Consider the following 16,796-nt stretch of genomic DNA (forward strand, 5'->3'; position numbering starts at 1 on the left):
GGGGGAGGCCTTTACCGCGCCTCCCGTCCTGGGCAGTGTGCGCTGCAACACTCCTCCAGCCGAAGGTGGCGCCGACCGTGTTGCTTCTGGTGAAATCCGGTGGTCCGAAGGCCGTGCCCGATTGGCAGAGCTGCTTTCGCCGCCACGACCCGCGCCTGGACGTCCGCTGCTGGACCGACCCCGGGGTCGACCCCGCCGCCGTCCGCTACGTGGTGGTCTGGGAGCCCGAGGAAGGGCGCCTGTCGGCGATGACGGGGCTGCGCGCCGTCTTTTCCTCGGCCGCTGGCGTCGACCACATCACCCGCGTGGCGGACTGGCCGCGCCACCTGCCGCTGGTCCGCATGGGCGGCGACGACACGGCGCAGCGCATGGGCGAATACATTTCCTGGTCCTGCCTCAGCCTGCTGCGCGACGCCCGCACCTTCGCCCTGGCGCAGCCGGAGGGACGCTGGGCCCACCGCGAAACCCGCTTCTCGGCGCCGCAGCGCACCGTGGGCATTCTGGGGCTGGGCAACCTCGGCGCCGCGGCGGCGCGGATGCTGCAGGGCCTGGGCTTTCCGGTGCGCGGCTGGTCGCGCTCCCGCAAGGCGCTGCCCGGCGTGGAAAGCTTTGCCGGCGCGGAGGAACTGCCCGCCTTTCTGGCCGGAACCGACATCCTGGTCTGCCTGCTGCCTTCCACCCCCGAGACGGCCGGGCTGATCGGCGCCGAGCTGCTGGTGCAACTGCCCGCCGGCGCCGGGCTGGTCAGCGCCGGGCGCGGCCAGCACGTGGTGGAGCCGGACCTCGTGGCAGCACTCGATTCCGGCCACCTGTCCGGCGCGGTGATGGATGTCTTCGCCACCGAGCCGCTGCCGCCGGACAGCCCCCTGTGGCGCCACCCGCGCATCACCGTCACGCCGCACATCGCCTCCATGGCCAGCCGGCAGGAACGCGCCCGCTATGTCGCGGAAGCGATCGCGGCGCAGGAAGCCGGCCGCCCGCTGCCCAATCTCTTTGACCCCGCCAAGGGATACTGAGCCCATGCTGACCCCGCCGCCGCTGCCCCCCGTCCGCCCCGACCCGCTGCACGTGCCGACCGAGCAGGAGCTGCGCCAGGACCTGGCCTGCGCCTACCGCCTGCTGGCGCATTTCGGCATGACCGACCTGGTCTACACCCACCTGTCCGTGCGCGTGCCGGGCGAGGGGCACCGCTTTCTGGTCAACCCCTACGGCCTGATGTTCGAGGAGATCACCGCCTCCTCCCTGGTGCTGGTGGATGCCGAGGGGCAGCCGGCGCAGGAGACCTCCTGGCCGGTCAACCCGGCAGGCTTCGTGATCCATTCCGCCCTGCACCTGGGCAGCGAGCGGGCGCAGTGCGTGATGCACACCCACACCTTGGCCGGCATGACGGTGGCGGCGACCGGCTGCGGCATCCTGCCGCTCAACCAGATGAACATGGAGTTCACCGACCGGGTGGCGATCCATGAATACGAGGGCATCGCCGCCGACGACAACCTGGACGAGCGCGAGCGGCTGGTGCGCGACATGGGCGACAAGCCCTGCCTGATCCTGCGCAACCACGGGCTGCTGACCATCGGCCGCACGGTGGCCGAGGCTTTCTACTGGATGTACTACCTGGAGCAGTCCTGCCGCATCCAGGTGGCGGCCCAGTCCACCGGCGCGCCGCTGTCCATGCCATCGCCCGAGATGGTGGCCCGCGTGCGCGCCCAGGCCAAGGACAGCCCCACCAAGGGCTGGCTGCCGTGGCAGGCGCTGAAGCGCAAGATGGACCGCGACCAGCCGGACTACCGCGCGTGAGTGAGGCCCCGGGCCGCGCGACTGGCATCGCCATGCCCGGGGACGTGGCGGGGCATGCCCTGTCGCTGCGCGGCATCACCAAGCGCTACGGCGGCTTCGCCGCCGCCCAGGATGTGAGCCTGGAGATCGGGCGGGGCGAGTTCCTGACGCTGCTGGGCCCCTCGGGCTCGGGCAAGACCACGCTGCTGATGTGCATCGCGGGCTTCGTGGCGCCCGATGCGGGGCAGGTGCTGCTGGACGGGCGCGACATCACCGCCCTGCCGCCGGAACGCCGCGACTTCGGCATGGTGTTCCAGGGCTACGCACTGTTTCCCCATCTGTCGGTGGCGGAAAACGTCGCCTTTCCGCTGCGCGTGCGCCGCCTGTCCAAGCCCGAGCAGACCGCCAAGGTGCGCGCGGCGCTGGACCTGGTGCAGCTCGGCGGGCTGGCGGACCGGATGCCGGCGCAGCTTTCGGGCGGCCAGCAGCAGCGCGTGGCGCTGGCCCGCGCCCTGGTGTTCGACCCGGCCCTGCTGCTGCTGGACGAGCCGCTGAGCGCACTGGACAAGAAGCTGCGGGCCGAGTTGCAAGAGGAGCTGAAGGCACTGCACCGCCGGGTGGGGCGCACTTTCGTCAACGTCACCCACGACCAGGAAGAGGCGCTGAGCCTGTCCGACCGCATCGCCATCCTGAACGGCGGGCGGCTGGTGCAGCAGGGCAGCCCGGCGCAGCTCTACGAGGCGCCGCGCTCGCGCTTCGTGGCGGACTTCCTGGGCAAGGCCAACTTCATCGCCGGCCGGGCCGAGCCGGATGGCGGCGGCATCCGCGCCGGCGCCACGCGGGTGGCCCTGGCCCCCGGCGCCCGCCCGCCGGCCGGCGCCCTCGTGCTGCTGGCGCTGCGGCCGGAAAAGGTGGCGCTGCTCTCGCCGGGGCAGGGCGCGGACACGGTGGTGGACGGCACGGTGGAACGCTGGTCCTATCTCGGCAGCGGCTTTTCGCTCGTGGTGGCCACGGCCGACCTGGGGCCGCTGCGCGCCATCCTGCCGGCCTGGAACGCGCCCTTCGCGCCGGCCGAGGGGCTGCCCGTGCGGCTGGGCTGGGCCGCCGGGGCCGCCGTGCCGGTGGAGGAGGATGCCCCCGCCGCCCCGGCGCCGCTTGCGCCTTGACGCGGCGGCCCGGCCGGGTCTGTGATCCGTGCCGCATCGCATCGAAGGACCGGCCATGAACGTTGCCACCCCGCCCGCCCGGATGAACTGTTCCGAGGAGGAATGGCGGGTCCGCTGCGACCTCGCCGCCCTGTACCGGCTGGTCGCGCACTTCAGGATGACGGACTTCATCTACACGCATCTCAGCGCCCGCGTGCCGGGGCCCGAGCACCACTTCCTGATCAACAAGTATGGCGTGCTGTTCGACGAGATGCGCGCCAGCGACCTGGTGAAGATCGACCTCAACGGCAACGTGGTGGAGGACGACCCCTCCTCCAAGCCGGTCAACGCCGCGGGCTTCACCATCCATTCGGCGCTGCACATGGCGCGCGAGGATGCCTTCTGCGTGGTGCATACCCACACCGCCGCGGGCATCGCCGTGTCGGCGCAGAAGCACGGGCTGCTGCCGATCAGCCAGCACGCGCTGAAGTTCTACGGCCACCTCGCCTACCATGGCTACGAGGGCGTGGCGCTGGACCTGGACGAGCGGGACCGGCTGGTGGCCGACATCGGCCCCCACAAGGCGATGATCCTGCGCAACCATGGCCTGCTGGTGACGGGGCGCACCATCCCCGAGGCCTTCAACATGATCTACTACCTGGAGCGCGCCTGCCAGGCGCAGGTCGCGGCCCTGTCCGGCGGCGCCGAGCTGGTGCTGCCGCCGGAGGAAGTGCGCCTCAAGACCGCCGCCCAGTTCAACGGCACCACGCCGGCGGAGAACGAGGCCAAGCTGGCGCATTTCGAATGGGCCTGGCCCACCGCGCTGCGGCTGATCGAGAACAACAAGATCGACTGGCGCAGCTGAACCGGGCCGGGGCGCCCGCGCGCCCCGGCCCCGCGTGGCTAGTCCACCTTGGCGCCCGAGCGGCGCACCACCTCGGCCCATTTCTGGACTTCCGCCGCCACGAAGCGCTCGAACGCCTCGGGGCTGGTGCCGCCGTCCGGCGTCAGGTCCGGCTTCATGCCGCCTAGGTCCGCGAGCTTGGCCCAGGTGTCGCGGTCCTTCACCACGGCGTCGATCTCGGCGCCCAGCCTGTCGATGATCGGCCTGGGCGTGCGGGCCGGGGCCTGGACGCCGAACCAGCCGGTCGCCTCCACGCCGGGCAGCCCTTCCTCGGCGGTGGTGGGCACGTCGGGCAGGGCGGCGCTGCGGGTGGTGGTGGTCACCGCCAGGGCCCGCAGGCGCCCGTCGCGGATATGGCCGATGGCGCTGGGCAGGTTGTCCACCCCCACCTCGACGCGCCCCGCCATCACCTCCGCGATCATCGGCCCGGCGCCGCGGAAGGGCACGTGCGTCATCTGGATGCCGGCTTCCAGCTTCAGCAGCTCGCCCGCCATGTGCAGCGAGGTGCCGGCGCCGGAGGAGCCGTGGTTCAGCAGGCCCGGCTTGGCCTTGGCCATCGCCACCAGCTCGCGCAGCGTCCTCACCGGCAGGTCTTTGTTCACGAAGATGACGTTGGGGACGCGGATCAGCAGCCCCACCGCCGCGAGGTCCGACGGCTTGTAGCCGATCTGCCCGGCATAGAGCGCGTAGTTGATGGCGCCAGAGGACACCGTCTGCATCAGGATGGAATAGCCGTCGGGGTCCGCGCGCGCGACCACCTCGGAGCCGATGTTGCCGCCGGCGCCGGCCCGGTTCTCGATGGGAAAGGGCTGGCCCAGGCGGGTCTGCAACTGCGCCGCCAGGATGCGGGCCGCGATGTCCGTGGTGCCGGCGGGCGCGAAGGGCACGATGAACTTCACCGGCCGCGTGGGCCAGGCAGGCTGGGCCCGGGCCGCCAGGGGCGCGAGGGGCAGGAGGGCGGCGGCGCCCAGCAGGGCGCGGCGTGGCAGATTCGGCATGGGCGTCTCCTTCAACCACACCGGCGGAGGTCTCGGCTGCCTCCGTCTTGCGATCTGGCTGCCCTGTTCCTGCCGCAAGCGGGTGGCAGGTTGCAAGGAGCGTGATACGGGCCAGATGCCGGGGGGCGGATGGCGGCGTGCTTCACCAGGGATCCAGGTCAGATGCGCTTCTTGAAGGTTTATGCGCGGGTGCTCGGTCTGCTCAGGCCGGACCGCAACGTCGCGGTCGGGCTGGCTGGCATCGCTCTCGCGGTGGCTGGCCTGCAATTCCTGGAACCCGTGATGTTCGGCCGGGTGGTGGACGTGCTGTCCGGCGGCGGCGGCATGGCCGTGCTGCAGCTCCTGGGCGTGTGGGCGGTGGTCGGCCTCGCAGGCATCGGCTTCAACGCCGCCAGCGCCCTGTTCTCCGACCGCATGGCCCACCGCAACCGCATGGCGGTGATGCACCGCTACTACCAGCACGTGCTGGCCATGCCGCCCGCCTTTCACGGTGACACGCAGTCCGGCCGCCTGATGAAGGTGATGCTGGTCGGCTCCGACAACCTGTTCGGCCTTTGGCTGTCGTTTTTCCGCGAGCACCTCATCACGGTGCTCGCCGCCGCCGTGCTGCTGCCGCTCAGCCTGGTGCTGAACTGGCGCCTGGGGCTGTTGCTGGTCGGGCTGGTGGTGGTGTTCTGCACGGTGGCCGCCTTTGTGGTGCAGCGCACCCACAAGGCGCAGGCGACGGTGGAAGGGCTGCACAGCCAGCTGGCCGGCAGCGCGCAGGACACGCTCTCCAACATCCTGGTGGTGCAGTCCTTCGCCCGGCTGGAAGCCGAATCGAAGCTGTTCGGCGGCATCATCCGGCAGGTGCTGGAGCGGCAGGGGCCGGTGCTGAACTGGTGGGCCGTGCTGTCGGTGCTGACCCGCTCGGCGTCCACGCTGTGCATCATGGCCATCTTCGTGCTGGGCGCCTGGCTGAACGGCCGCGGCGAGGCCAGCGTCGGCCAGATCGTGTCCTTCATGGGCTTCGCCATGATGCTGATCGGCCGGCTGGAGGCGCTGGTGGGCTTTGTTGCGCGGCTGGTGTTCCAGATGCCCGCGCTGGAAGAGCTGTTCGCCGTGATCGACAGCAAGAGCAGCGTGCCCGACCGACCCAACGCGCTGGACATCGGCCGCGCCTCGGGGCGCGTCGCCTTCGAGGAAGTGGGCTTCGCCTATCCCGGCAACGCCGTGACGCTGTCTGGCGTCAGTTTCCGGGCCGAGGCCGGGCGCAGCGTGGCGCTGGTCGGCCAGACGGGCGCGGGCAAGACCACCGCCATGGCGCTGCTGCAGCGGCTGTGGGACCCGGCGGTCGGCCGCGTCACGATTGATGACGTGGACCTGCGGGACATGACGCTGGAAAGCCTGCGCCGCAATGTCGGCGTGGTGTTCCAGGACAGCATGCTGTTCAACCGCACCATCCGCGAGAATTTGCTGGTTGGCCGCCCCGAGGCAACGCAGGAGGAGATCGAGGAAGCCTGCCGCATGGCTGAGGCGCATGACTTCATCTTGCGCCAGCCGCAGGGCTACGACACGCCGGTGGGCGAGCGCGGCGGCGCGCTGTCCGGCGGCCAGAAGCAGCGGCTGGCGATCGCCCGCGCGCTGCTGAAGAACCCGCCCATCCTGATCCTGGACGAGGCGACCAGCGCGCTGGACGCCGCGACCGAGGCGCGGGTGCAGAAGGCGCTCAAGGCCCTGATGGCCGGCCGCACCACCTTCATCATCGCCCACCGTCTGTCCACCATCCGCGAGGCGGACGAGATCCTGGTGTTCGAGGCGGGGCAGGTGGTGGAGCGCGGCGACTTCGGACAGCTGGTCCGCCAGGGCGGCGTCTTCGCGGAGCTGGTGCGGACCCAGATGCCGCCGGCCCTGGCCCTGGTGGCGTGAGCCGCCAGACCGCCCCGTCAAGGCTTCCATAACCCTTTATCCGTTGACGCCGGGGGCCGTGGCCCGCATGGTCCGCGCCCCCGAACTTACGTCAAACGGAAGTGCATTCTGATGCCTGCGATCACGCTGCCCGACCAGTCCGTCCGCAATTTCGACGGGACTGTGACGGGCACGACCGTGGCCGCCAGCATCGGCCCGGGCCTGGCCAAGGCCGCGCTGGCCATGCAGGTCGACGGGGTGCTGCGCGACCTGTCCCACAGCATCGAGGCGGATGCGAGCGTCCGCTTCATCACCCGCCGCGACCCCGAGGCGCTGGAGATGATCCGGCATGACTCGGCGCATGTGCTGGCCGAGGCGGTGCAGGCGCTCTACCCCGGCACCCAGGTGACCATCGGCCCGTCCATCGAGAACGGCTTCTACTACGACTTCGCCCGCAACGAGCCCTTCACGCCCGAGGAGTTGCCGAAGATCGAGGCGAAGATGCGCGAGATCATCGCGCGCAATGCCAGCTTCGTGCGCGAGGAATGGCCGCGCGAAGACGCCATCGCCTTCTTCGAGAACAAGGGCGAGCGCTACAAGGCCGAGCTGATCCGCGACCTGCCGGCCGACCAGGCGATCAGCATCTACCGCCAGGGCGAGTGGCTGGACCTGTGCCGCGGCCCGCATATGCGCGGTACCGGCGATGTCGGCACCGCCTTCAAGCTGATGAAGGTGGCCGGCGCCTATTGGCGCGGCGACCACCGCAACGCCATGCTCAGCCGCATCTACGGTACCGCCTGGCGCGACCAGAAGGAGCTGGACGCCTACCTGCTGCAGCTGGAGGAGGCGGAGCGCCGCGACCACCGCCGCATTGGCAAGGAAATGGACCTGTTCCACCTGCAGGAGGAGGCGGCCGGGTCGATCTTCTGGCACCCCAAGGGCTGGCGCCTTTATACCACCGTGCAGGACTACATGCGCCGCCGGCTGGACGCGGCAGAGTACCAGGAGGTGAAGACCCCGCAGCTGGTCGACCGCCGGCTGTGGGAAGCCTCTGGCCACTGGGAAAAGTACCGGGAAAACATGTTCCTGGCGACGGTGGACGACGAGTCCGAGAAGGACCGCGTGCTGGCACTGAAGCCGATGAACTGCCCCTGCCACGTGCAGATCTTCAACCACGGCCTGCGCTCCTACCGTGAGCTGCCGATGCGCATGGCCGAGTTCGGCGCCTGCCACCGCTATGAGCCGAGCGGCGCGCTGCACGGCATCATGCGCGTGCGTGCCTTCACGCAGGACGACGCCCACATTTTCTGCACCGAGGCGCAGATCGCGCAGGAAACGGTGGAGTTCGTGGACCTGCTGTCCAAGGTCTACCGCGACTTCGGCTTCACCGAATTCCGCGTGAAGTTCAGCGACCGCCCGGAGAAGCGCGCCGGCGACGACGCCACCTGGGACCGTTCGGAAGGCGCGCTCAAGGAAGCCTGCCGCATCGCCGGCGTGGAATACGAGCTGAACCCGGGGGAGGGCGCCTTCTACGGCCCCAAGCTGGAGTTCGTCCTGCGCGACGCGATCGGCCGCGACTGGCAGTGCGGCACGCTGCAGGTGGATTTCGTGCTGCCCGAGCGGCTGGACGCCGTCTATGTCGGCGAGGACGGCAACCGGCACCGGCCGGTGATGCTGCACCGCGCCATCCTGGGTTCCTTCGAGCGCTTCCTCGGCATCCTGATCGAGGAGCATGCCGGGCGCTTCCCGCTGTGGCTGGCCCCCGTGCAGGTGGCGGTGGCCACCATTGTGGACGAGGCGGCGCCCTTCGCGAGAGAGGTGGCCGCCGCGTTCCGCGCCGCCGGGCTGGCGGTCGAGCTGGACCTGCGCAACGAGAAAATCAACCGCAAGGTGGTGGACCACATCGAGCAGCGGGTGCCGGTGCTGGCCGTGATCGGCCGGCGTGAGGCGGAGGAAGGCAAGGTGGTGCTGCGGCGCCTGCCGGGCCGCGAGCAGCAGGTGCTGACCCTGGCCGAGGCGGTCGCGGCCCTTGCGGCAGAGGCGCAGGCGCCCGATCTACGGCCTGTGGATGTTGCAGTCGGCTGAAGACTGCACCATAAACAGGCGATTCAGATTTCGTTCCAACAGCGACAGGAGCCTACACTGGCCCGAGGCCCAATCCCGAACCAGCTTCCCCCCCGCGACGGACCGCGGGTGAATGAAGATATTCGCGTTCCGCAGGTGCGTCTGATCGACGAGGCCGGCGAGATGATCGGCGTGATGAGCGCCCGTGAGGCCCTGCTGCGCGCCTATGACGCCGGCATGGACTTGCTGGAGATCAGCCCCAACGCCGTCCCGCCGGTCTGCAAGATCACCGACTACGGCAAGTACAAGTACGAGCAGCAGAAGAAGGCCAACGAGGCCCGCAAGAAGCAAAAGATCGTCGAGATCAAGGAAATCAAGGTTCGCCCGAACATTGATGACCACGACTACGACGTGAAGATGCGTTCGGCCAAGTCGTTCCTGGATGAGGGCGACAAGGTGAAGGTGACGCTGCGCTTCCGTGGCCGCGAGATGGCGCACCAGGACCTGGGCGCGAAGGTGCTGGAACGGATCCGGACCGAGCTGGCGGAGCTGGCCAAGGTGGAGCAGATGCCCCGCCTGGAAAACCGGCAGATGATCATGGTGCTGGCGCCGAAATAACGGCTGCCGCGCCGGACCTGTCCGTGCCAACGCCCGGCCAGCTGCAAGCTGGCCGGGCGTTGGCGTTTTTATGCCGCGGCACCGCCGCAAAGCCGCGTTAATTCGCGTGCCTTATGGTGTTCGTGAACGGGAGACCCCTCATGCACCGCCCCGCCGCCCTTGCCGCCCTGGCCTTTGGCTGCGCCATGCTGCTGGCGCCGGCCCTGGCCCAGGCCGAGCCCGCCTTCGTGACCACACGGCTGAACCTGCAATCCGGCCCTGGCAACGAGTATCCCCCCGTCGCCTATCTGGAGCCCGGCGTGCAGGTCGAGGTCTTCGGCTGCCTGCAAGGCTATGGCTGGTGCGACGTGGCGATCGGGCGGGATCGGGGCTGGGTGGCCGGCGCCTATCTGCAGGCGCCGTATGAAAGCCGCCGCCAGCCGCTGGTCCAGGTGGCGCCCAGCATCGGCGTGCCGGTGATCGGCTTCAGCGTGGGCAGCTACTGGGAGCGCAACTACCGCGACCGCCCCTGGTATGGGGAGCGCGACCGCTGGGACCACCGGCCGTACCGTGCATACGGCCCGCCGACGGGCCCCGACTGGCGGCGCGACCGGCCGGACTGGGACCGGGGCCGCCCGGACCACGACCGCCCGGACCGTGACCACGGGCGGGACGGTCCGCGCGGCGACCGCGACCATGGCCGCCCGGGCGACAGGCGCGACGACCGCAACTGGCGTTGACGGCGGTTCAGCCGCGCCGGGCCACCAGCACGATGCATTGCGCATAGGCCGGCCCGGCCAGCCGGCCGAGTTCGCGCAGCGCATCCAGCATCGACCCGTCCGGGGCCGCTCCCCACGGCAGCACCGCGCCTTCCGCCCGCAATGGCCGGAAGCCGGCGGCGCGGACCCAGGCGCTCAGGGTGGCCAGCGTCACCCCGCCGGGTGCACGGCGGCCCAGCGCGTCGGCATTGTCGGCGCTGACGAACAGCAGGCCGTCGGGGCGGGTCGCGGCGGCGGCGGCGGCCAGCAGGGCGACCGCGGCGTCCTCCCGCTCCGGCAGGGTGTCGATCACCAGCGTGGCATCGAACGGCGCCTCGGCCAGCACGGCGGTGGGGTCGGCGGCGGTGAAGCGGAAGTTGGGCAGGCCCGCGTGGCTGGCGCGTGCGCGCTCCACCGCGCCGGTGTCACGCTCCACACCCAGCACCTGCGCCTCGGCGAAGACGGTGGCGAAGCGGCCTTCGCCGGCGCCGAGGTCCAGCACCCGCTGCCCCGCGCGGTCGCCCACATGCTCTCGCAGCAGGCGCAGCACCTCCTGCTGCCGTAGCTGGGCCAGCCCGTCCGGCATCGCCGTGGCTTGTGTGGCGGGGCTGGTGGGTGGCGGTGGTGCCGGCATCGGCTGCGGGGGTGCTGGCGCCTGCGCCGCCTCGGGCCCGGGTGGGGCCGGCACGGGCGATGCCGGCAGGGGAGCGGGCGATGGCATGGCGATGCCGGCATCCGGCGGCAAGCCCGCGAACAGCGACTTCACGTGATCGGTGTCGCTGAGATCGGCCATCGTGGCGCCCGGCTCGCGGGCAAAGATCACGAACACGTCGTTGGCATAGACTGGCACCGACCAGTCCGGCACGCGGTGCAGGAAGGGCGCGCCCAGCGCCTCGGTCATGCCCTTGTGCACCACCACCCAGGCAAAGGCCGGCGCTTCCTGCATGTCGTGCTGGCTGTAGGGGCGCACGAAGGGCAATTCATCGGTGAATTCGTCGGGCGCCAGCGTGCGCTCGCCAGGCCGCCGCCGCTCCAGCAGGTAGAGCAGCGTATCGTTCCAGGCCTGGTCCTCGGTCGGGAAGGGCATCGGTGGCAGTCTCCATCGCGCACGGGGCAGCGGGGGCACCCTGCCGCCGTGTCATGGCAGGATCAAGGGGCCGCCTTGCGGCTTGCACGGCGGCCACGGTTGTGGTGCAAGCTCGCCCATGGCCGACCTTTCCTCCCAAGCTCTCCATCGCGACCGCATCCTCATTCTCGATTTCGGCAGCCAGGTGACGCAGTTGATCGCGCGCCGGGTCCGGGAATCGGGCGTTTACTGCGAGGTCTGGCCGTTCACCGCCGATGCCGCGCGCATCCAGGCCTTCGCCCCGCGCGGCGTGATCCTGTCCGGCGGCCCCGCCAGCGTGACGGAAGCCGGCAGCCCGCGGGCGCCGGAGGTACTGTTCGGCATGGGCGTGCCGCTGCTGGGCATCTGCTACGGCCAGCAGACCATGTGCCACCAGCTGGGCGGCAGCGTGGAAAGCAGCGACCACCAGGAATACGGCCGCGCCTACGTCGATGTCCGCCACCCCTGCGCGCTGTTCGAGGGCGTCTGGGCGGTCGGTGCGCGCGAGCAGGTGTGGATGAGCCATGGCGACCACGTCACGGCCCTGCCGGACGGCTTCCGCATCGTCGCCACCTCCGAGGGCGCGCCCTTCGCCGTGGTGGCGGACGACGCGCGGCACTTCTACGGCATCCAGTTCCACCCCGAGGTGGTGCACACCCCGCACGGGGCGCAACTGCTGCGCAATTTCACCCATGGCGTCTGCGGCTGCGAGGGCGACTGGACCATGGCGGCCTTCCGGGCCGAGGCGATCGAGCGCATCCGCGCCCAGGTCGGCTCCGGCCGGGTGATCTGCGGCTTGTCGGGTGGCGTCGATTCGTCGGTTGCCGCCGTGCTGATCCATGAGGCGATCGGCGACCAGCTCACCTGCATCTATGTCGACCACGGGGTGATGCGCGGCGGCGAAAGCGAGCAGGTGGTGGCCACCTTCCGCGACCGCTTCAACATAAAGTTGGTGCACCGGGACGCGTCCGAGTTGTTCCTTGGCCAGCTCGCCGGCGTCACGGACCCCGAGCTGAAGCGTAAGACCATCGGCCGCCTGTTCATCGAGGTGTTCGAGGAGGAGCAGGCCAAGTGCGGCGGCGCCGACTTCCTGGCGCAGGGCACGCTGTACCCGGACGTGATCGAGAGCGTGTCCGCCACCGGCGGGCCCTCCGTCACCATCAAGTCGCACCACAATGTCGGCGGCCTGCCCGAGAACATGCGGATGCAACTGGTCGAGCCGCTGCGCGACCTGTTCAAGGACGAGGTCCGCGCGCTGGGCCGCGAGCTGGGGATGCCGGAGGAGATCGTTGGCCGCCACCCCTTCCCGGGTCCGGGGCTGGCCATCCGCATTCCGGGTGAGGTGACGCGCGAGCGCGTCCAGATCCTGCAGAAGGCGGATGCGATCTATCTGGAGGAGATCCGCTCGGCGGGGCTCTACGATGCCATCTGGCAGGCCTTCGCGGTGCTGCTGCCGGTCAAGACCGTCGGCGTGATGGGCGACGGGCGCACCTATGAGAGCGTCTGCGCGCTGCGCGCCGTGACCAGCACGGACGGCATGACGGCGGACGTCTACCCGTTCACCATGGAATTCCTGACGCGGGTGGCGGGGCGCATCGTCAACGAGGTGCGCGGCATCAACCGCGTGACCTACGACATCACCAGCAAGCCGCCCGGCACGATCGAGTGGGAGTGACGGCCGGCCGGGGGCGCTTGGCGTCCCCGGGCAACGGCGTCAGGCGGCGGAGCCGGCGGCCTGCTGGCCGCGCAGCTGGCTTTCGCGGCACACGCGCTCATGCCCGTCACGGTCGTTCTTGACGCGGTATTCGCGGTCGAGACCATCGTTCGGCAGGAGGCGCAGCACCGTGTAGGTGCCACCGGTGGCGCCCGGGTCCAGGCGGCCGCGCACGAATTCCAGCTTCTGGCCGATGGTGAAGCGATGGAGAGCCATGTTCGGTTCCTGTCGGGGCGCGGAGGGGAGAAGCACATCCGGGTGGGGCGAAGCGCGGCCCTGATGCCACTTCGCACCGTGGATCATCCAATGAGGTCGAGGACGATCCGGCGGATTTCATCCAGGCTGAGGCCCGAAGGCTCGGGCTGGCGGATGGTCGGCGTGCCGGGGGTATGGCCCGGCGGGGCCTGAATGTAAGCATGGGGGGAAGCGGAGTGCACGTTTTCCTTTCCACAGGCCACGTCGATGCAATGGGCGGCCTGTTGGCGACTTGAATGGCGTCATGATGATGCGCCGGACACGGCCATGGCCGCGTCGATCTGCCTCCCGCGGGAGGCCGGGCCTTGGCGCTTGGCCCGGGCCACGGAGCAGGGTGGGGATGGCGCGGACGCCACCCCCGGCCAAGCTCAGGCGGCCTTGATGTTGCCGGCCGAGGTCTTGCCCTGCTGGCCGTGCTGCAGCTCGTAGGAGAGCTTGTCGCCCTCGCGCGGCGCGTCGAGGCCGGCGCGCTGCAGGTCGGAGATGTGCAGGAACACGTCCTTGGAGCCGTCTTCCGGCTGGATGAAGCCGAAGCCCTTGGTCGCGTTGAACCACTTAACGATGCCGATGGCCATTTGAAGCTATCCGTTCATGACAAAAGTCCCGAGCCGCCAACATGGCAGACCGGGTCAACTTCGATGTGAGACGGACAACGAGGCTCGGGGCTCAATGAAGAGCGAGGAGAGCATGCCGAACCAAACGAGACTGACTGGACAGAGATGGGCGCCCGCGCCGTGAAATACAACCATTATTATCGCGAACGGCGAAAAGGCACTGCTCAAGACATCAGCGTGATTTATGTTCGCACAGGCGGACGTGATGAAATCATGCGTTTATTGGCCCAAAATCGCTATGGCCTGCGTATCGGCACGGGGTGAAACCACCTTCGGCCGCCCCGCTTTTCCTTGTTCTTTTCCCATCAACGAACATATAGTGAACGAAGTGTTAAGGGACGCAGCGTGGACCCGGCATTGGTCAAGAAGCTCCGCATTCTGGCGGACGCGGCGAAATACGATACCTCCTGCTCCTCCTCCGGCGCGCCCAAGCGGGCGGCGGGCAAGGACGGGCTGGGCTCGACCACCGGCAGCGGCATCTGCCACGCCTATACGCCGGATGGCCGGTGCATCTCCCTGCTCAAGATCCTGCTGACCAACTACTGCCTGTTCGACTGCGTTTATTGCATCAACCGGCGGTCCTCGAACGTGCAGCGCGCCCGCTTCACGGTGGAGGAGGTGGTGGCGCTGACGGTCAACTTCTACAAGCGCAACTACATCGAGGGCCTGTTCCTGTCGTCCGGCGTGATCAAGTCGCCCGACCACACCATGGAACAGATGATGCGCGTGGCGAAGTCGCTGCGGCAGGACCATGGCTTCGCCGGTTACATTCACCTCAAGGCCATTCCCGAGGCCAGCCCCTGGCTGGTGGAGCAGGCCGGGCTGTGGGCGGACCGGCTGTCGGTGAACCTGGAACTACCTTCGCAGGAAAGCCTGCAGAAGCTGGCGCCGGAAAAGGACGTGAAGTCCATCCACGCCTCCATGGGCCAGATGAAGGAGCGCATCATCGAGGCCAAGGCCGAGCGCCGCCGCTTTTCGCCCGCCGGGCAAAGCACGCAGATGATCGTCGGCGCCGATGCCACGACGGACGAGGGCGTGCTGACCGCCAGCGACACCATGTACCGCCGCTACGACCTGAAGCGCGTCTACTACTCCGCCTTCAGCCCGATCCCGGAGCCCTCCATCATCCTGCCGCTGAAGCCGCCGCCCTTGCAGCGGGAAAACCGGCTGTACCAGGCGGACTGGCTGCTGCGGCACTACGGCTTCACGGTCGGCGAGATCGCCCAGGGTGGCGAGGGCGGCATGCTGGACCTGGAGATCGACCCCAAGCTGGCCTGGGCCCTGAAGAACCGCCACCTGTTCCCGGTCAACGTCAACAGCGCGGAGCGGGAAATGCTGCTGCGCGTGCCGGGCTTCGGCAAGCGCGCGGTGGACAAGATGATCGCCGCCCGCCGCCACACGGTGCTGGACCTGGAGGACCTCGCGCGTTTGACGCCCGCGTTGAAGCGCGCGCGCCCCTTCATCATCGCCGACGGCCACAGCCCCGCCGGGCTGACCGACCGCGCCGACCTGCGGGCGCGTCTGGTGCCGCCGGCGGTGCAGATGAGCCTGTTCTAGCCCGATGCGGGCGGTGCTGGCCCCGGGCGCGGACCTGGATGGCTTCCGCCGCGCCGTGCGCGGGCTGGTGGCCGCCGGCGTGCCGCCCGAGCGTGCGAGCTTCGCCACGGAAGCCGCGCCCGGCCTGTTCGCGGACGCGCTGCCGGCCGAGGCACCGCCGGTGGCCTTGCCGCGCCCGGTGTCCGAGCTGATCGAGCTGGTGGCCTGCCACAGCGACCCGGAGCGCTTCGCGCTGCTCTACGCCCTGGTGTGGCGCGTGCTGAAGGGCGAACGGCAGCTGCTGGAGGTGCACAGCGACCCGCTGGTGCACCGGCTGGAACGCATGCGGAAATCCATCCGCCGCGACCTGCACAAGATGCACGCCTTTCTGCGCTTCCGGCAGGTTCTGGACGGCGGCGAGGAACGCTACGCCGCGTGGTTCGAGCCCGACCATTTCATCGTGGAAGCCACGGCGCAGTTCTTTGTGGACCGCTTCCGCGCGCTGCGCTGGTCCATCCACACGCCCAAGGGCTCGTTGCACTGGGACCGCGAGGCGCTGGTCGTCGGACCGCCCGGCCGGCGGGAGGACGTGCCGGACACAGATGCCTTCGAGGCCGGCTGGCTCGGCTACTACGAAAGCACCTTCAACCCGTCCCGCGTGAACCCGACCATGATGCGGGCGGAAATGGCCAAGAAATACTGGCACAACCTGCCGGAAGCCGTGCTGATCCCCGGCCTCATCCAGCAGGCACCCGCCCGCGCCCGGGACATGCTCGCCAAGCAGGCGGAGGCGCCGCGCCACCGCGACCCGTTGCGCGCCGTCGCCGCCATGGCGGCGCAGGATCCGGCGACGCTGGACGAGCTGAACCGCATCATCGCCGCCAGCGAGCCGCTGGTGCCCGGCGCCACCCGCGCCGTGCTGGGGGAAGGGCCGATGAGCCCGCGGCTTGCCTTCGTGGGCGAGCAGCCGGGCGATCAGGAGGACCTGCAAGGCCGCTGCTTCGTCGGCCCCGCTGGCCAGTTGCTGGACCAGGCGTTGGGCGAGGCCGGCATCGAGCGAAGCCAAGCTTACCTGACCAATGCGGTGAAGCACTTCAAGTTCGTGCAGCAGGGCAAGCGGCGGCTGCATCAGTCGCCGACCACCGGCGAGATCAAGCACTATCGCTGGTGGCTGAAAAAGGAACTGGGCTTCGTGCAGCCGGGCTTCGTGGTCGCCATGGGCGGCAGCGCCGCCACGGCGCTGGTGGGCGAGGTGGTGCAGGTGATGAAGCACCGTGGTCCGGCGAAGTTCGAGGGCGGCCAGCGCGGCTACATCATGCCGCACCCGTCCTACCTCCTGCGGCTGCCGGACCCGGCGGCCAAGGCGCGGGCCTATGCGGAGTTCGTTGAGGATCTCAGGCGGATTCGCGATCTGGCGGCGTGACCGCCGGCAACCCGAGGCAG

16 protein-coding genes are annotated in these 16,796 nt (G+C 69.7%); 12 read left to right on the top strand and 4 right to left on the bottom strand.

Going from position 1 to position 16,796, the window contains the following annotated elements; all coding sequences use genetic code 11:
* The first annotated feature begins 77 nt into the window (after positions 1 to 77).
* From IAI59_RS09520 to IAI59_RS09535, 4 genes are read left to right on the top strand one after another with little or no spacing between them, the layout of a single operon-like run.
* The gene (locus tag IAI59_RS09520; RefSeq protein WP_237181100.1) at positions 78 to 1,016 is read left to right on the top strand and encodes a 2-hydroxyacid dehydrogenase; all 939 of its coding nucleotides are present in this window, start codon (positions 78 to 80) and stop codon (positions 1,014 to 1,016) included.
* A gap of 4 nt (positions 1,017 to 1,020) precedes the next feature.
* On the top strand, positions 1,021 to 1,797 hold the full coding sequence (locus tag IAI59_RS09525; protein ID WP_207416304.1) for a class II aldolase/adducin family protein: 777 nt from the start codon (positions 1,021 to 1,023) through the stop codon (positions 1,795 to 1,797).
* Positions 1,794 to 2,942, top strand: a complete 1,149-nt coding sequence (locus IAI59_RS09530) for an ABC transporter ATP-binding protein (protein ID WP_336512466.1) — start codon at positions 1,794 to 1,796, stop codon at positions 2,940 to 2,942. Before IAI59_RS09525 ends, IAI59_RS09530 begins: the two co-directional genes overlap by 4 nt.
* A 55-nt stretch (positions 2,943 to 2,997) precedes the next feature.
* Entirely contained in the window at positions 2,998 to 3,786 is a 789-nt protein-coding gene (locus IAI59_RS09535; protein ID WP_207416305.1) for a class II aldolase/adducin family protein, read from the top strand.
* A gap of 38 nt (positions 3,787 to 3,824) precedes the next feature.
* Here IAI59_RS09535 and IAI59_RS09540 read toward each other — a convergent pair whose 3' ends face one another.
* Positions 3,825 to 4,823, bottom strand: a complete 999-nt coding sequence (locus IAI59_RS09540; protein ID WP_207416306.1) for a Bug family tripartite tricarboxylate transporter substrate binding protein — start codon at positions 4,821 to 4,823, stop codon at positions 3,825 to 3,827.
* 162 nt (positions 4,824 to 4,985) lie between these two features.
* Here IAI59_RS09540 and IAI59_RS09545 point away from each other — a divergent pair, with 162 nt between their 5' ends.
* The 4 genes from IAI59_RS09545 (at position 4,986) to IAI59_RS09560 (ending at position 10,111) form a co-directional block, all read left to right on the top strand.
* Complete coding sequence (locus IAI59_RS09545) at positions 4,986 to 6,731, top strand: glucan ABC transporter ATP-binding protein/ permease (protein ID WP_207416307.1); 1,746 nt, start codon at positions 4,986 to 4,988, stop codon at positions 6,729 to 6,731.
* A gap of 111 nt (positions 6,732 to 6,842) precedes the next feature.
* Positions 6,843 to 8,795: a threonine--tRNA ligase gene (gene thrS, locus IAI59_RS09550; RefSeq protein WP_207416308.1), complete on the top strand. Its 1,953-nt coding sequence runs from the start codon at positions 6,843 to 6,845 to the stop codon at positions 8,793 to 8,795.
* A 72-nt stretch (positions 8,796 to 8,867) separates the two neighbouring features.
* On the top strand, positions 8,868 to 9,392 hold the full coding sequence (gene infC, locus IAI59_RS09555) for a translation initiation factor IF-3 (RefSeq protein ID WP_207416588.1): 525 nt from the start codon (positions 8,868 to 8,870) through the stop codon (positions 9,390 to 9,392).
* A 140-nt stretch (positions 9,393 to 9,532) separates the two neighbouring features.
* Positions 9,533 to 10,111 (top strand): SH3 domain-containing protein, encoded by a 579-nt coding sequence (locus IAI59_RS09560; RefSeq protein WP_207416309.1) that lies wholly within the window; start codon positions 9,533 to 9,535, stop codon positions 10,109 to 10,111.
* 7 nt (positions 10,112 to 10,118) lie between these two features.
* On the opposite strand, the gene IAI59_RS23345 is transcribed toward IAI59_RS09560, so the two are convergent.
* Positions 10,119 to 11,216, bottom strand: coding sequence for a class I SAM-dependent methyltransferase (locus IAI59_RS23345; RefSeq protein ID WP_207416310.1), 1,098 nt, complete (start codon positions 11,214 to 11,216; stop codon positions 10,119 to 10,121).
* 118 nt (positions 11,217 to 11,334) lie between these two features.
* On the opposite strand from IAI59_RS23345, the gene guaA reads away from it, so the two are divergent.
* Complete coding sequence (guaA, locus tag IAI59_RS09570) at positions 11,335 to 12,909, top strand: glutamine-hydrolyzing GMP synthase (protein WP_207416311.1); 1,575 nt, start codon at positions 11,335 to 11,337, stop codon at positions 12,907 to 12,909.
* 39 nt (positions 12,910 to 12,948) lie between these two features.
* Here guaA and IAI59_RS09575 read toward each other — a convergent pair whose 3' ends face one another.
* Both IAI59_RS09575 and IAI59_RS09580 read right to left on the bottom strand, forming a co-directional pair.
* On the bottom strand, positions 12,949 to 13,164 hold the full coding sequence (locus tag IAI59_RS09575; RefSeq protein WP_207416312.1) for a hypothetical protein: 216 nt from the start codon (positions 13,162 to 13,164) through the stop codon (positions 12,949 to 12,951).
* A gap of 407 nt (positions 13,165 to 13,571) precedes the next feature.
* Complete coding sequence (locus IAI59_RS09580) at positions 13,572 to 13,778, bottom strand: cold-shock protein (protein ID WP_207416313.1); 207 nt, start codon at positions 13,776 to 13,778, stop codon at positions 13,572 to 13,574.
* Between the two features lie 144 nt (positions 13,779 to 13,922).
* Here IAI59_RS09580 and IAI59_RS09585 point away from each other — a divergent pair, with 144 nt between their 5' ends.
* The 3 genes from IAI59_RS09585 to IAI59_RS09595 all read left to right on the top strand — a co-directional run bounded on the left by IAI59_RS09585 (position 13,923) and on the right by IAI59_RS09595 (position 16,776).
* Complete coding sequence (locus tag IAI59_RS09585) at positions 13,923 to 14,081, top strand: hypothetical protein (RefSeq protein WP_207416314.1); 159 nt, start codon at positions 13,923 to 13,925, stop codon at positions 14,079 to 14,081.
* 81 nt (positions 14,082 to 14,162) lie between these two features.
* Positions 14,163 to 15,374 carry a putative DNA modification/repair radical SAM protein gene (locus IAI59_RS09590; protein WP_207416315.1) on the top strand — a complete coding sequence of 404 codons (1,212 nt, stop codon included), beginning with the start codon at positions 14,163 to 14,165 and terminating at the stop codon, positions 15,372 to 15,374.
* Between the two features lie 4 nt (positions 15,375 to 15,378).
* Complete coding sequence (locus tag IAI59_RS09595; protein ID WP_207416316.1) at positions 15,379 to 16,776, top strand: UdgX family uracil-DNA binding protein; 1,398 nt, start codon at positions 15,379 to 15,381, stop codon at positions 16,774 to 16,776.
* Positions 16,777 to 16,796: the final 20 nt, after the last annotated feature.

The organism is Roseomonas haemaphysalidis (genome assembly GCF_017355405.1).
Lineage (GTDB): Bacteria > Pseudomonadota > Alphaproteobacteria > Acetobacterales > Acetobacteraceae > Pseudoroseomonas > Pseudoroseomonas haemaphysalidis.

Bases quoted from the DNA above. Each gene is read 5' to 3' on its own strand.
- IAI59_RS09560 (WP_207416309.1), top strand. From the start codon at position 9,533: ATGCACCGCCCCGCCGCCCTTGCCGCCCTGGCCTTTGGCTGCGCCATG.
- IAI59_RS09575 (WP_207416312.1), bottom strand. From the start codon at position 13,164: ATGGCTCTCCATCGCTTCACCATCGGCCAGAAGCTGGAATTCGTGCGC.
- guaA (WP_207416311.1), top strand. From the start codon at position 11,335: ATGGCCGACCTTTCCTCCCAAGCTCTCCATCGCGACCGCATCCTCATT.
- IAI59_RS09585 (WP_207416314.1), top strand. From the start codon at position 13,923: ATGGGCGCCCGCGCCGTGAAATACAACCATTATTATCGCGAACGGCGA.
- IAI59_RS09545 (WP_207416307.1), top strand. From the start codon at position 4,986: ATGCGCTTCTTGAAGGTTTATGCGCGGGTGCTCGGTCTGCTCAGGCCG.
- IAI59_RS09580 (WP_207416313.1), bottom strand. From the start codon at position 13,778: ATGGCCATCGGCATCGTTAAGTGGTTCAACGCGACCAAGGGCTTCGGC.
- IAI59_RS09595 (WP_207416316.1), top strand. From the start codon at position 15,379: ATGCGGGCGGTGCTGGCCCCGGGCGCGGACCTGGATGGCTTCCGCCGC.
- IAI59_RS23345 (WP_207416310.1), bottom strand. From the start codon at position 11,216: ATGCCCTTCCCGACCGAGGACCAGGCCTGGAACGATACGCTGCTCTAC.
- IAI59_RS09540 (WP_207416306.1), bottom strand. From the start codon at position 4,823: ATGCCGAATCTGCCACGCCGCGCCCTGCTGGGCGCCGCCGCCCTCCTG.
- IAI59_RS09525 (WP_207416304.1), top strand. From the start codon at position 1,021: ATGCTGACCCCGCCGCCGCTGCCCCCCGTCCGCCCCGACCCGCTGCAC.
- thrS (WP_207416308.1), top strand. From the start codon at position 6,843: ATGCCTGCGATCACGCTGCCCGACCAGTCCGTCCGCAATTTCGACGGG.
- IAI59_RS09535 (WP_207416305.1), top strand. From the start codon at position 2,998: ATGAACGTTGCCACCCCGCCCGCCCGGATGAACTGTTCCGAGGAGGAA.